At 55.8% G+C, this 14504-nt stretch carries 12 protein-coding genes; 7 read left to right on the forward strand and 5 right to left on the reverse strand.

Annotated features, from left to right (window positions below; genetic code table 11):
* The first annotated feature begins 2 nt into the window (after positions 1-2).
* The 3 genes from repB to B0E33_RS29845 all read left to right on the forward strand — a co-directional run bounded on the left by repB (position 3) and on the right by B0E33_RS29845 (position 4528).
* On the forward strand, positions 3-1007 hold the full coding sequence (gene repB, locus B0E33_RS29835; protein ID WP_077294397.1) for a plasmid partitioning protein RepB: 1005 nt from the start codon (positions 3-5) through the stop codon (positions 1005-1007).
* Positions 1008-1380: 373 nt separating this feature from the next.
* Positions 1381-2655 (forward strand): plasmid replication protein RepC, encoded by a 1275-nt coding sequence (gene repC / locus B0E33_RS29840; protein ID WP_077294399.1) that lies wholly within the window; start codon positions 1381-1383, stop codon positions 2653-2655.
* 322 nt (positions 2656-2977) lie between these two features.
* Positions 2978-4528, forward strand: a complete 1551-nt coding sequence (locus B0E33_RS29845) for an OpgD/OpgG family glucan biosynthesis protein (RefSeq protein ID WP_077294402.1) — start codon at positions 2978-2980, stop codon at positions 4526-4528.
* A gap of 25 nt (positions 4529-4553) precedes the next feature.
* On the opposite strand, the gene B0E33_RS29850 is transcribed toward B0E33_RS29845, so the two are convergent.
* The gene (locus B0E33_RS29850; protein ID WP_156912574.1) at positions 4554-5039 is read right to left on the reverse strand and encodes a hypothetical protein; all 486 of its coding nucleotides are present in this window, start codon (positions 5037-5039) and stop codon (positions 4554-4556) included.
* A 909-nt stretch (positions 5040-5948) separates the two neighbouring features.
* Here B0E33_RS29850 and B0E33_RS29855 point away from each other — a divergent pair.
* Together B0E33_RS29855 and B0E33_RS29860 are read left to right on the forward strand one after the other, a co-directional pair.
* Complete coding sequence (locus B0E33_RS29855; RefSeq protein WP_167579709.1) at positions 5949-6470, forward strand: PRC-barrel domain-containing protein; 522 nt, start codon at positions 5949-5951, stop codon at positions 6468-6470.
* 558 nt (positions 6471-7028) lie between these two features.
* Positions 7029-7814, forward strand: coding sequence for a DNA/RNA non-specific endonuclease (locus tag B0E33_RS29860; protein ID WP_023001355.1), 786 nt, complete (start codon positions 7029-7031; stop codon positions 7812-7814).
* Positions 7815-7963: 149 nt separating this feature from the next.
* Here the strand turns inward: B0E33_RS29860 and B0E33_RS29865 are convergent, their stop codons facing one another.
* On the reverse strand, positions 7964-8806 hold the full coding sequence (locus tag B0E33_RS29865) for a universal stress protein (RefSeq protein WP_023001354.1): 843 nt from the start codon (positions 8804-8806) through the stop codon (positions 7964-7966).
* A 346-nt stretch (positions 8807-9152) separates the two neighbouring features.
* On the opposite strand from B0E33_RS29865, the gene B0E33_RS29870 reads away from it, so the two are divergent.
* Positions 9153-11771, forward strand: a complete 2619-nt coding sequence (locus tag B0E33_RS29870) for a cation-translocating P-type ATPase (RefSeq protein ID WP_322853570.1) — start codon at positions 9153-9155, stop codon at positions 11769-11771.
* A gap of 90 nt (positions 11772-11861) precedes the next feature.
* On the opposite strand, the gene B0E33_RS29875 is transcribed toward B0E33_RS29870, so the two are convergent.
* Positions 11862-12335 (reverse strand): fasciclin domain-containing protein, encoded by a 474-nt coding sequence (locus B0E33_RS29875; RefSeq protein WP_031269461.1) that lies wholly within the window; start codon positions 12333-12335, stop codon positions 11862-11864.
* Between the two features lie 250 nt (positions 12336-12585).
* Complete coding sequence (locus B0E33_RS29885; protein WP_167579711.1) at positions 12586-13137, reverse strand: Crp/Fnr family transcriptional regulator; 552 nt, start codon at positions 13135-13137, stop codon at positions 12586-12588.
* 64 nt (positions 13138-13201) lie between these two features.
* Here B0E33_RS29885 and B0E33_RS29890 point away from each other — a divergent pair, with 64 nt between their 5' ends.
* The gene (locus tag B0E33_RS29890) at positions 13202-13798 is read left to right on the forward strand and encodes a hypothetical protein (RefSeq protein ID WP_077294420.1); all 597 of its coding nucleotides are present in this window, start codon (positions 13202-13204) and stop codon (positions 13796-13798) included.
* A gap of 358 nt (positions 13799-14156) precedes the next feature.
* Here the strand turns inward: B0E33_RS29890 and B0E33_RS29900 are convergent, their stop codons facing one another.
* Positions 14157-14363 (reverse strand): heavy-metal-associated domain-containing protein, encoded by a 207-nt coding sequence (locus tag B0E33_RS29900; protein WP_077294426.1) that lies wholly within the window; start codon positions 14361-14363, stop codon positions 14157-14159.
* Positions 14364-14504 lie beyond the last annotated feature (141 nt).

Genomic DNA, 14504 nt, shown 5'->3' on the forward strand with positions numbered 1-14504 from the left:
CGATGAAAAAGTCGATCGTCAAAATGATGTCCGACGCGGCGGCTGCAGCTGCCGACAAGAAGGAGCCGCCCAAACCGGTTGCGGGCCAGAAGGTAACCGCACCCGTCGTGAATTCCATGGGGCGCGCCTTGTCGCATATGCGCGAGGACAGCATCGTTGCCCTTGATCCGTCGAAAATCGACCCAAGCCCGTTTTCCGATCGCTTCGAAACAGACCTCGAAGCGCAGGAGGCCCTGGAGGAACTCAAGCTTTCGATCCAGGATGAGGGGCAGAGGATCCCCGTTCTGGTGCGCCCGCACCCCACGGAACGAGACCGCTATCAGCTGGCCTATGGACACCGCAGGCTGTTTGCCATTCAGACATTGATGGCGGAAGCCGGCAAACCGGAGACGTTCAAGGTCAAGGCGTACGTTCGCAAGCTGAGCGACGCCGAGCTGATCAAGGAACAGTCGCTTGAAAACGGCGTCCGCGAAAACCTGACCTTCGCAGAGATGGTCCTGTGGGCTGTGCAGCTGCGCGAAGCAGGGCTCAAGCAGCGCGAGATGCAGCCGGTGCTCGGCCAGGTTCAAACGGTCATTTCCAATATGCGGAAGATCGCCGACAGCATCCCGCACGACATCATTCGCGCGATTGGCCGTGCCAGGAATGTTGGCCGGCCGGCGTGGATGGAACTGGCGAAGCTGTTTGAAGACCCTGCCGCCGAACAGCGCGTTCGATCCGTCATAGGCGGTGAGGATTTCAGGCTGGCTGCTGCGCAGGACAGAATGTCCATGGTAACGCAGGCCGCAAGAGGCAAACAAAAGAAGGCTGCGCTGGCAACACAGGCTGCAGCAGAAATCACATCGAACGGAACGGTACTGGCAAAACTGAAGAGAACATCGGCGGCAACCGTGTTCTCGATACCGAAATCCGAAGCTGAATTCAGTCACTGGCTGGAGGAGAACCTTCCGGACGTCTATCGCGATTTTCTGCGGCAACGGCAGGAAACGGGACGTACGAAGGGCTGAAGATGGTCGCAGCATACCTCGAAAGGGTATGCCGGGCGCACAATGATCCGGGGCAGGTGTTCAGGTGTCGTCCCGGGCCATATCGGCAAGAGGCCGGATTTCGGCCAGGCCCCGTGAGGAAGGAGACGGTGCGAGAGAAATAGAGACCAAATGAAAAGAGACCGAAACGGCGGCAACCGTTCAGTCTCTTTAATCACGGTTCAACTTGGAACGTCCAAACAGGAACCTCAACACTTCCCTGTTTTAGGCGAATTCCGAATCACGCGCAAGATCCATCTTGTGTGAACGGTGGATTTCTGCCGATTTCCCGAAGTTGAACCTCCTGAAACGCATAACGCCGCACGTTGGCTCGTGTCGGTGAACGGAGGTTGTCATGCCTGCTGTTTCGAACGTCTCTTCCTTCCGGAAGGTGACGCCGGGGATACTTGCGTCCCAGCGTCTGGCAATGTCGAACGACATTCCCGATATTGGAAAATCCGAAGTCGCTATTGCCTTGAAACGTGCGGCCCAGCCGATCGGTCTCACGTCGACAGCCTACCATGTCCTGGACATCCTGCTTGGCCTGTCAAAGCCGGACGACTGGAAAGGGGACAACAGGCCTGTCGTTGCCATCTCCAACGAGAAGCTTGCCTCATATGTCGGCAAGAGTGAACGAACGGTCATTCGCGCCATCAAGCAGCTGGTCGAGGCCCGTATTCTTGCCTACAGGGACAGTTCTACCGGCCGCAGGTGGGTGCACCGCAACGACAGTGGCGACATTACCTTTGCCTATGGTCTCGATTTCACGCCGGCAAGAGTGCGATACCGCGAAATCAAGCGCCAGGCCGACGAATGGCAGGCTCATCTCAATGCCGTCCGGGAATCCAAACGGACGGTCATGAGGGTCTCCAGGGCGATTGTCGACATCGTCGATGCAACGAAAGACGTCGACCTGACAGACTTCCTGGATCAGATGGCAAGCATTCTGGACGCGGAGACTGATGTTCAGGCAAAAGCTCAGGCGTTGCTGGACCTTTACGACCTGGTGATGGAAGCTCTGAATGAGGCCTCCAATACGCAGTCAACAGCACATAAAAATGAGGAATCGTCATGCGAAGATGACATCAATGTCACCCCTATATTTAATACAAACTCACCAGACTCTTGTTCAAATAACCGGACATCTGCTCAGGCAGATGAAATCAAAAACAAGACTAACGTCGCCTACGGCGCCGAAATAGCTCCTGAAAGGGAGCAAGCGGAGCGGGGTGGGGGCTCCAACAAGGGATATACACTGCAGAAAGGCTCCGGTAAGGCGGATTTTGTCCGATCGGAAACCCTGGACGCTGTTTCGATCTCTTTGCTGGAAAGCGCATGTACGTCGATCCAGGGCGATTTTGGGCTGTCTCTCAAAAGCTGGCCGGACCTCATTGCCGCAACCGACGTGCTGAGGATCGGTATCGGATTAAGTGAAAAAGGCTTTACCGAAGCCTGCGGAAGGCTGGGGCGGCATGTTGCGGCGGCAATTCTGGCGATGGTGGCCGAAAAGGCCTTGCGGGATCCGGAAAAAATCAGCTCGCCGGGCGGTTACTTCCGGGCATGTTGTGAACGGGCGACCGAAGGCAAACTTGCGCTGGCAAAATCCCTGTTCGGCCTCGCTGCGCGCTGATCGGGCGCCGCGGGGAGCGGGATCCTCTTGTGCGAGTACTGCTTCCGGGCAGGGGGCGCCAAAATGAAGGGATCTTGAAACTTTGCGGTCTTCCCGGGAGTGCTGATCCTGCACGAACTCGGATAATCGCAACAGGGCACGTCGGTGGCGCTGGATTCGAGCCTTCATAAACTTGCCTTACGCATGGCCGACTTTTGTCAAAACGACGCCTCATTCCTGCGATCCTGTTCCCAACCTGGAAGCCCGGTGTTTTGCACCATGAACTAATTTGTCCGTTCGTTCGTCTTTCAACGACAACGAAGCAAGACCGACTGGAAACTTCATGAGCAGATCTGTTTTCATTGCACTTTTTTTCATGGCATTTGTCCAAAGCGCTTATGCGAAATCCAGTGACCTGAAGAACCACCGGGGAGACCCTGAAGAATTCAGTTTTGCGACGGTGATCGCGAAGGCTCGGGAACTCGGGACAAGACCGTATGAAGCGCAAAAAGTGCGATCTGAAGATCTTCTGGAGGAAATTGACTACGACGCGCATTGGAAGATCAGCTTTCGCAAGTCGGCTACCCTGGAGCTGGTACCAGGCGTCCCAATTCAGTTTTTTCACCTGGGCCGCTTCTTCAAGCAACCGGTCAAGCTGAACGAAGTCGCTGATGGCGTTTCCCGAGAAATTCTCTATTCACCTGACTATTTCGACATGCCGCACGACAGTCCGGCGCGAAAGTTGCCCGAAAATCTCGGATTTGCCGGGTTCCGCGTCATGCGGGAGGATTTGAAAACCGACTGGGTTTCCTTCCTGGGCGCATCCTATTTCAGGACAGATGGCCAGTCTCGCCAGTATGGGCAGTCGGCGCGCGGACTTGCCCTTAACACCGGACTTTCGATTCCGGAGGAATTTCCCAGATTTACGGAATTCTGGTTCGAACCATCCGCATCGACAGATGACGGTTTGGTTGTCTATGCACTTCTTGATAGCCCATCTGTCGCCGGCGCCTATCGAATGCACATGAAAAATGAGGAGGGCAGTGGGCAGGTCATGGATGTGACAAGCCACCTATTCTTCCGAAAGTCCGTGGAAAGACTGGGAATAGCGCCACTCACAAGCATGTACTGGTACTCTGAGTCCAATCGCCTGAAAGGCCGGGATTGGCGCCCGGAAGTACACGATACCGATGGTCTTGCGATGATTAGCCAGTCGGGAGAGATGATATGGCGCCCCCTCAACAACCCGTCCGAAGTTCGCACGTCCACATTTCGGGCGGACAATGTGAGAGGATTTGGCCTCGCACAACGAGACCGGGAGTTTGAGAACTTTCAGGATGACGGAGTGTTTTATGATCGTCGACCGTCCGTCTGGATCGAACCTGGCGAACCGTTTGGAAAGGGAGTGGTTCAACTGGTGGAGATCCCCACGGACGACGAGATCTATGACAACATAGTCGCATATTTTTTACCGGACGAACTGCCGAAAGCGGGTGACGAACGTACGTTTTCCTACCAGATGACCTGGCGTGATCAGCATCCGCTGCCTCAGTCAGGTGCTCAGGTTTTCGCAACCCGCATCGGCCAGGGAGGAATTCCAGGACAACCTCGACCGAAGGACCAGATGAAAGTCGTGGTCGAATTCCAGGGCAAATCCTTGAACGGGATGAAGAAGAAGGACGATGTGGAGGCCGTTGTTGAGCTTTCCAAGGGCGAGCCAATAAATCTTTTCGTTCAACCTGTCGTCGGTACGGATCGTTGGCGCTTGACGTTCGATGTCAAAGTCGACGGGCGTGATCCGGTGGAGGCGCGCGCTTTTCTGAAAGGCGGCGATGATGTCCTGAGTGAAACCTGGCTCGGGCAACTGATAGCGGAGCACCTGGAATTGGAATAGATCCCCGGTGTGGCAAAGGGCACAGTTACCAGGTGCGGGAATACCGAGCCTTGAAAACGGAACTGGGATTTTGTGTCTGTATTTCCCTGATGCTTGCCCGAAGTGTGAAGGCTTTGGTCAAGGGTTGTTGCAACGAAACGCTCGAGTGCCACACGGCGTCGTCTTTTGAGTTGTTGAATTCCGCTGCCAGGACTGTCGCGGTCGGGCCCAGAGACACTTCCACGCTCTTGGTGGTGTTCCAGTCAATGTCATTCGTCTCGAAACCGGGCGTCCGGAAAGAATAGGAATCTCGCAAGATCAGGTTGGCGTGCCTTGTGAGTTTGATTTTCTTTCCTGCAGTGAATCTGGTTGATGCAAGGTCGCTGTCCGGGTCAAAGCGCAAGGTCAGGTCCGTCTCGTCCATTCCTGCCAATTTGTAGTCGTCTTCGAAACGCAGTCGTGTCCATAGCGTTCCACTCGGTACGTAGCTGCGTGGCGCATTGAGCACATGCCTGGGCAATGCTGCTGGCATGTTGATATCCGATCCGAATGCAGGCCGGCCTGGAACAGGAAGCTGAGCGCCTACCGTCATGTTGTAGGAACTTTCAGATGGCTTTGAAAAAGACCAGACGTAAGGTTTGATATTCTCAGCGTGAACAGGCGTGACTGTTGCGGAGGCCGCTGCCGCAGTGCCTGAGATTATGCCCTTGATTACGGAAACTGCCAGTAGGTAACTCGGTGTGCGCATGTTCTATTATCGAGAGCTTGAGGTCGCTTGCTGTCGGTCTGACGTGATGAAACTGAGTGAACTTGATTCCGAAAAGGTTAATGCAACAGTACCCAATGATACCTTGCGAAAGTTACCTAGGTTTCGAAATATATATCTCTAAGTATCAGAGTTGATTGATTGAAATCTCTTCCGCTGATCATGGGAACATGGATATGCATATGGAATGAGTTCCACTTTTGCTGTGGAAATACACTGATTTCATAACCGCCGGGTTGATAAAAACCGCGTTTCGCGGACTTGCAACGTGGCTATCTTTTGTGGATCCGGCTCGAGGCATTCGGTTGTTCTGCAAACCCAGGCCTGTCGGCAAGTTAACGAGCACCTTTTCCACCGGAATTGCGTTGGTCTTCAAATACGTTCACGGCGCTGAAGATCTTCGGAAACTGAAGATCGGCTCACAGAGAATGCCCTGCAGGTACTGCTACGCGTTCTTGGGAAGCTCAGTACTCCCGATCTCAGTTTCAATTTATGGCTGCAAATGAGAGCAGTACATTCACATTCTGTTTCAATCTTGAAATGCGCCGGAACTCGGTGATTTCCGGAGCGTTACTCCCATATCGTCGCCCCATCCCCATCAGATACCGGCGACTTCAATCTGGGAGAGTTACAATGCTACGTGAACTTGTCACTGCGTCCGCAATAGGACTGTTCATGGTCGGCGGTGCGTATGCGCAAAGCTCGACTGAAGTACCTACGACTACCGTGCCGGCAACTCCTGCCACCCCTGAGCCCGTTCAAATGGTGAAAAAGGCAGAAGGACATCTGGCCACGGATCTCCTTGGCAGAACGGTCTACAATGGAACGAGCGAAGAGTCTGAAGCAATTGGCGACGTCAACGACTTCACTGTGGGTCCTGAAGGTCAGATTCAGGCAATCGTGATCGGTGTCGGAGGCTTTCTTGGCCTGGGCGAGAAAAACGTCGCGATCGAGTACGGCCTTGTGAAGTTCGAAGATCGCAGCGATAGCGAGGTGCTGGTGGTTGAAACGACCGCAGAAAAGCTGGATGCGCTGGAGCCCTTCGAGGAAGCTGCATATCGGCCCGTTCCAGCTGATGAGAGCGTGAATGAAACCAGGCCGGCAACGGCTGAGGATCTGAACAATGCGCCGGTCGAGAAAGCTCCTGAGGAGCTGATTGATTCCGAAGCGGATAGAAACGTTACGCCTGCAAACTGACATCACGACCAGAACAGCGCGGGCTGCATTCCGAAATGCCGCCCGCGCTAAAAATATTCCATAATCAAAATTACGCGATTCTCGCTTGTGGGCGGTTGCGCGCTATTCCCAAGTGCGACTTCTGTTTGAACCCAATAGGTTATCAGACAAGACGATTGTGTCATGGCATCAAAATACAGTCACCCTGACGTTGCATGTGCGCCGCAAGATTGAACGCTGGTGTCAGGCGAAAGTGTCACTTTGCCGAATTGTGATGATCCCTGGACGACACTGATCGACGATTTATCTGGAAATGACACCGACTGTGGCTCTTGAAGCCATGTTCAGCGGCAAAGCTCCTGGGGCCGTTCGTGATGGCGGTACGCTGGACCTTTCCGCCGTCGGTCTCCTGGCCCGGAGCAACCTGCGTTCCAAAGAATGCAGACAGGATGTTCAATCCTTCTAAAAACCATCAAACTGCATCCGTTACTTGAACGGATCTTCTCTGTCTGCAACATTCGCGTTTATTGACATATTTTCACAACCAATAACTTGATCAGCTATCAAAGGGTCTGCCGGATGCCTGTATACACCTTCAACACTTTGTACGATCGAAAAGAAAAACGTCCCGACGAATATGGTGAGGTGACTGTATTAACTGAAATCATTGCCCCTGGAACCCATCATCAGTACGAGCGGCAGACCTCGGTCTATGGATATGTCTATCCTCTTGACACCACGTCGGGCCGTAAATCGGCGCCGGAACCGTTTTCGGGCTTTCGGATTGGCGCGACCAAGCGCATTCCCAAGAAGGCCAAACTGATCAGCCCACGCAATAGCGGCAAGGTCGACATGGACAAGGGACACATCATTGCTCTGGAGTTGGGTGGCCCCGATGTCCCGGCCAATATCTGTCCGCAATGGTCGCAATTCCAACGGAACGGCGAATGGCGGCGAATGGAAGTCGAGGTTCATGAGATCGCGCAGCAGCAAGAAGCGCACGACAGTCTGGTGAAGATGACCGTGCATCTTTATTACAATGGTTCTCTGTCGCACACCCGCGGGCTTTGCCCCTCGGGGTTCCAGGTAGACCTGACCTTGAACGACACGAACTCGCTGCTCAAACGCTACCAGATCGACAACACCCACAGCTCCGTCGATGACCAAATGTTCTGGCGCATTGCGGACCCACTGGATTCGAAAATGGACGAGGTAGATCCGATCGGCATGCCTCCCCCCATTACGCCCAGCCCCAGCTTCCCCGGCGCACAACCGGTAATGACCCAACGGCAAAACGGCATGAACTGGTTCGATTTTGCCAATCGTCACATTGATGACGAGGATGAATACATGGATCAGAGCTAAGGAGCAGAGTGCAGAACTCAGCGAGGAACAAGCCGAAAATCCAACGGTGTATTCGTGGCGAAGGTAACGGCGTGCGCGGTAAAGGTCAGCATTGAGCCTTTCGCGGGCCTCTGGCCCCTGACAAATCCAGGGGCCAGAAGCTGCGTCGTTCAGCGCGACAGCAATAGGGGGATGACGGTTTGCTCCAGCATTTCCCGTGTCGTTCCTCCCAGAATGTTCTCCCGCAGGCGTGAATGTCCGTAGGCACCCATTACCAGAAGGTCGGCTCCCAGTTCGCGTACGCTGTCCAGCAAGGCTTCGGACACGGGCCTGTCGGCGGACGCCACACTTTGAACGGAAATGCCGAGTCCGTGGCGGGCAAGGACCGTTGCGATATCGCTGCCAGGGTCTTCCCCGTGATCATTGTCGCCGACGACCGGGTCAACCAGCAGCAGCGTGATGTCCTCGGCTGACTTCAAAAACGGCAGCGACTCGGAAACGGCGCGGGCGGCTTCCCGCCGTGAATTCCAGGCGATGGCCACTTTTGTGCCAATGTGGTCGGCCTTGAAGGAATTGGGAACATAAAGCACGGGCCGGCCGGAATCGAACAGCGCTCCATCGATCGCATTCTTTTCGACGGAATTGAGCTCTTGCTCCACGGAGCGCAGGACAACAGCCAGATCACAATAGATGGCATGGCGGGCAACAAGATTGTCTTGGCGAGCGGTAGAAGACAGACTTGGCCGGACGTCGAACGAGATACCTTCCCTTGCAAGCTGTGCTTCTATTCGGGATGCAAGGGATGTCAGCTCGATCTTTCGCTGGTCGAATTCCTTCGCCCAGATTTCGATGTATCCGTGCCCGCCAGATCCGTAGAACGGCAGTTGCGGGACTTCACCGATCGGTAACACCGTGAGATGAGCATCAAAAGCCCTCGCTACCGTGACAGCCTTGCCGACGGTTTCCGTGGAGACATCAAGTTCCGTGATTGCGAGTATCGTCTTGTAGGTCATCGTACCGGCTCCCTCCCCTGTTCGCCTGCGTGGGCGCGCGCCGTACAGGGCTTCATCTGCATTGTCCGGGAAAACGATTGAGAGGCAAACTGGTGGTGACTACGTAGCCAGTCGGCGAGGTGTTCCGGGTGGACTAAGCATTGGTCCCGACTTGGCGTACCGCGTTCCACCCGCGAGAATTCGTCCGTGATACAAGTGTATTCAGCATTCTCATCTAATCCTGAACGGCCAAGTTGCCGCTGCCTCGACGGATCCATCAGCCCTGAACCGTTTGCACCAAACCAGCATCGACACTCCCTTCGCAATCGACCCTGAAGTGGTTGCTCAGGAGCTTTCGGTTCACCCCATGGCGGGGCTCGGGGACGATGAAGTTGTCAGGCGTCGACGGCGTTACGGCACCAACAGGTTTCGCGAGCTGAAAACCAAGAGTGCATTCGCAATCCTTGCCCATCAATTTGCGAGCATCATCGTCTGGCTTCTTGCAGCCGCCGTTTTCATGTCTCTGCTTCTGGGCGACTTCGCCGACGCGATCGCGATATCCATCGTCCTGGTTCTGAACGGTGCCATCGGGTTCTTCACCGAGTTGCGCGCGGCCCGGTCGATGGAAGCACTGTTGCGGGTCACCACGACGCACTCCCGTGTGCGCCGAGGCGGCAAGGTGCTTGAGATCGAGGCAACGGCTCTGGTCCCTGGAGACATCGTGATCCTTGAGGCAGGAGACGTCGTCACGGCTGACCTTCGCCTCACGGCCGCTTCCGATCTTCATTGCGATGAGTCCCTGCTGACCGGGGAAAGCGTCCCGGTTGAAAAACAGACTTCCAGGATGGCCGAAGACACGGTGCTTGCCGAACGCTTCAACATGGCTTTCAGCGGAACGGCGGTCACCCAGGGGCTTGGCGAAGGCATCGTTGTTGCCACCGGCATGTCGACGGAACTTGGCCGGATCAGCGCCCTTGCGCAGCAGGCCGACGCCGAAATCTCTCCCCTCGAAAGGAGACTGGACAGGCTGGGGCAGAAGTTGGTCTGGCTGACGCTGGTGCTTGCCGCGCTCACGATCGTGGCAGGCATTCTCTGGGGTCATCCTCTGTCAGAGATGCTTAAAACCGGAATTGCGCTTGCGGTTGCCGCCATTCCGGAAGGTCTGCCAATCGTGGCGACGTTGTGCCTGGCCAGAGGCATGTGGCGCATGGCGGCCCGCAACGCGCTCGTCACCGAACTTTCGGCTGTAGAGACGCTGGGGGCGACGACACTGATCCTGACCGACAAGACCGGAACCTTGACGGAAAACCGGATGACGGCCGTCCGTTATCTTCTCGACAGCGCGGATATCGACATTCTGCATGAAGGCAACGGCATTCGCTTTTGTTCAGAAGGCCAGGACATCGAACCAGCGTCCACGGAGGGCCTTGCTGTCGCTCTCAGGATTGGTGCGCTGTGCAATTCGGCGGAATATTCAGATGGTCCGGATGAAGTACGGATCGGTGATCCGATGGAGATATCGTTGCTGGCCACTGCATCTGCCGCGGGTCTTGCGAGATCTCGCCTGCTGCAGACAATGAAGCCGGCAGAACAGTATGCTTTCACTCCACAACGCAAGATGATGGCGACGGTCCATCATGGTGACGGGCACTTTCTTTATGCCGTCAAGGGCGCTCCGGAAGCCGTCCTGAACGCGGCTTCAGAGGTTCTAGGAAACGAAGGTATCCGCGCCTTCACGGATGCGGACCGTGCCGCGTGGCGCGGCCGTCAGGAAGAGGCAGCCCGATGCGGCCAGCGTCTCCTCGCCCTTGCCTTCAAGACGGCAGCAACACCTTCCGAAGATCCCAATGAGGGTCTGACGCTGGTCGCACTGGTCTGCTTTCTTGATCCGATACGGGAAGACGTTCCAGGAGCGATCAGGGCCAGTCAGCAGGCGGGTGTCAGAGTTGTGATGATGACCGGTGACCATGCCGAGACCGCGGCGAAAATCGCACAGGACGCAGGCATCGGACCGTCCGGCCTGAAAGTGCTGTCCGGCCATGAGTTAAACGGGATCGACATGGCACAGGCGACGACAGAGCAGCGCGAACAGCTCATGGCGACCGATGTCTTTGCAAGGGTGGCACCCGACACCAAGCTGAACCTGGTTTCACTCTTTCAGGATGGCGGACATGTGGTCGCCATGACGGGCGACGGCGTCAACGACGCTCCGGCGCTCAAGAAAGCGGATATCGGAATTGCCATGGGTAAGCGCGGCACACAGGTTGCCCGTGAAGCGTCTGACATCGTCCTGAAGGACGACGACTTCGCGACGATCATCGCCGCAATGCGCCAGGGCAGGATCATTTTCGAGAATATCCGCAAATTCGTCGTTTATCTGATGTCCTGCAACGTCAGCGAGGTGTTGATTGTCGGCATTGCGGTTGGTGTTGGCCTGCCTGTCCCGCTCCTGCCACTTCAGATCCTGTTCCTCAACCTGGTGACCGATGTCTTCCCCGCTTTTGCCCTGGGGCTCGGAAAGGGGGAAGACGGGGTAATGCAGCGCCCGCCGCGGGACCCCGGTGAGCCTATCGTCGACGGGTCCCGCTGGATGTTGATCGGTTATATCGGTTGCACGATTACGTTTTCGACGCTTGCTGCATTTGTCATCGCGTTGTTTCTGCTTGGTTTGGAAACGGAGAGAGCCATCACGGTTACCTTTCTGACGCTGGCACTGTCACAGCTCTGGAACGTCTTCAACATGCGTGCCGCAACAGGCCCGTTCTGGAAAAGCGATGTCCTTCGCAATGGTTATGTCTGGGGCGCTATCTCGTTGTGCCTCTCACTTGTCGCAATGGCACTTCTGAATACGGATCTGTCAGCGCTTCTGGCATTGCCATGGCCAGGACTGACGGGTCTCCTGGTCGCTGGCACGATGAGTTTTCTGCCGTTGGTTCTCGGACAGGCCTGGATAAGCCTTGCGGCCCGCAACAGCGGTTCGAAGTAAGTTATCGCTGTTCGAGTTTGTTTGGCTTTCGGAAGCAGGGTTTGCCGGGGCTTGGTTGTGCTCCTGCAAACCCTGCGTTCCACGACCGGATTACATCGGCGGCATGATGACCTTGTCGATCACGTGAATGACGCCGTTGTCGGCTGCCACATCTGCTGTCACGACATTGGCGTCGTTAATCATCACGCCATTGTCGAGGTCTACCGTGATTTCGCTGCCTTCCACGGTCTTCGCCATCATTCCATCCGAAAGATCTGTCGAGAGAACTTTGCCTGGAACCACATGGTAAGTCAGGATGGCGACAAGCTTGTCCTTGTTTTCGGGTTTCAGAAGGTCGTCAACGGTGCCGGCCGGCAGCGCGGCAAAGGCTTCGTCGGTGGGCGCAAAAACGGTGAAGGGACCGTCCCCTTTCAGGGTTTCAACAAGGCCTGCGGCCTGAACGGCGGCAACGAGCGTGCCGAACGAGCCTGCGCCAACAGCCGTGTCGACAATATCGGCGGCTTTCGCCGGAAGAGACACCACGGAAGCAACGATGCCGATTGCAAGATACTTGGCGAATTTCATCTGATCCTCCTTGTCACGTTCTGAAGCTGGCTTTGCGCCAGCCACCCCAGTACGCGGACGCCCTGAAAGGGGATCTGCTCAAAAGAGCGGTCATTGAACACATTAATTTCAGGACGATTTGATGATCCAAAAGTGATCCGGAAGCCGGTTTGCGCAATCACAAAAAGAGCAAGGCGTGACGACATCGGCGCCCGCGATCTGCGCTTTTTTCAAACAAAAGCGGGCTTTTTCCGTCGAACCAATTGGGATTTCATTCGAACGAGAGGCCCTTGGCGCTTCGGCGTCGCGCGATTTCGCGATAGAGGGCTTCCGGACTGACAGCAATCTGTCGGGCAATCTGGTGCCATTCACCTTTCGGCGGCAATGTGCCGTGCCAGGCGAGCCAGGCATCCAGACGTTCCGTGACTGTTCTGAGGGCCAGAATTTCGCTCCTCAGGCGAGTTGTCTGCACCTCGCGGGCAAGCCGTGCCGCCCAGGCTTCTGACAGTTTCGGGTCAGCGCGAAAAAGGTCGAGGAAGCGCCGCCTCGAGATCCCAAGTACGCAGGCATCTGATCGGACGATCGCGTCGCAGTGATAAGTTTCGGCAAAAGCAGAGGCTTCAGCCACGACTGCACCTGGAAAAGCGCGTTGTAGAACCAGTGCGGCTCCCCCTGTCTGGTGTCGGACAAGCTGAATTTCACCAGCGGTCACCAGAAACAGGTTTTCCACCTTGCTGTTTTGATGGAACAGATACGCTCCCGCCGGCACCCGGCGCTCAAAGGTTCCGGACGTTTCAAAGAAGGAGGGTATATCCATCGACATGATAGCTATCATGTTCTGATTTTAGTTCCTCAGGCAAGATGGGACGCAAAGCAAAGGAGAAACCATGAGCCGGTACATTCTTGCCCTGACCGCCGCCATCATCGTGTGCAGCGCTCCGGTCCTGGCCCAGACCGAGACCCAGACAACCCAGCATCATGACCATTCTGCCGCGCAGCATGCGGCACATGGCACCAAAACATCATCCGCTAAGGCGGTTCCGCGTGAACCGGGACAGTCCGCTTTCGCGGCAATTCAGGAAATCGTGGCGATCCTTGAAGCAGATCCTGAAACAGACTGGTCCAGGGTCAATATCGAAGCACTACGAAACCATCTTGCCGACATGGACAACGTCACCTTGCGGGCAGATGTAAAAACCTTGCCGGTCGATGATGGTTACCGGTTCACCGTTACGGGAGACGGCGATGTCACCAACTCGATCAGGCGGATGTTGACGGCCCATGCCGCCACCATGAACGGAACCCGTGGTTTCCGCTATGAAGTGGCGGAAGTGCCCGGCGGCGCAATTCTGTCGGTTTACGTCAGTAAGCCCTCAGACCTGCAGAAGCTCTCGGGGCTCGGGTTTATCGGCGTGTTGACACTGGGAGCGCATCATCAGGAACACCATCTCGCACTGGCGTCCGGCCAATCGCCCCATCACTGACCCCGGTCGTGATTTGGGTTCAAGAGCCGAAACATATTCTGGAGACGCGGATGCATCGAGGAAAAGACCCCCTCTCCGGACAACCACGGCAGCAAGAGCGTGAGAGGTCGTTTCCGTGAGGTTCACGACCGCGGCGCCTTTCGGGAGCCTGTCCTGTGCCTCTTTCGCACCGAGGTCCATCTTCAAGTGCCGGACCCGGTCGGTATCTGTGCCGCCTTTCCTTCAGACCAGATAAATCCGGCAATCCGTGTTTTCGTTCAAGAGGTTGACCACCCGGCGACCTACGTCGCCGGGGCCGCCCAGCCGAACAATGGATGAAAACATCAGGCAATGTCCCCGGAGAAGAGGGATAAAATTCTTACGGGGTTTGCTGCAACAGTTCGGAGCTGTAGCCGGCCTCCTTGAGAACGCCTGCGATTTCCTGTGCGGACCGAATGCTCGTCACGGTCACGGTCCTGTTCGCCAAGTCGAATTCGACATGGGCAGATCCGTCCGCCTGCTCAATGGGCTTGCCGATGGTTGCCTTGCAGTGACCACAGCTCATATCTGGAACGCTGAACTTCATGATTGGCTCCGTAGTTGATCGATTTTCTGTTTTTCCCGGTTCCAGCGGCTGGAAGGTCAAGAAGAAAAACGTTTGAAAAATATCTTGAACGATCCTTGACCTTCCAGTGACTGGAAGCCTCATTTGAGGGAAATCGAACAA

Source organism: Roseibium algicola (assembly GCF_001999245.1).
GTDB classification, from domain to species: domain Bacteria; phylum Pseudomonadota; class Alphaproteobacteria; order Rhizobiales; family Stappiaceae; genus Roseibium; species Roseibium algicola.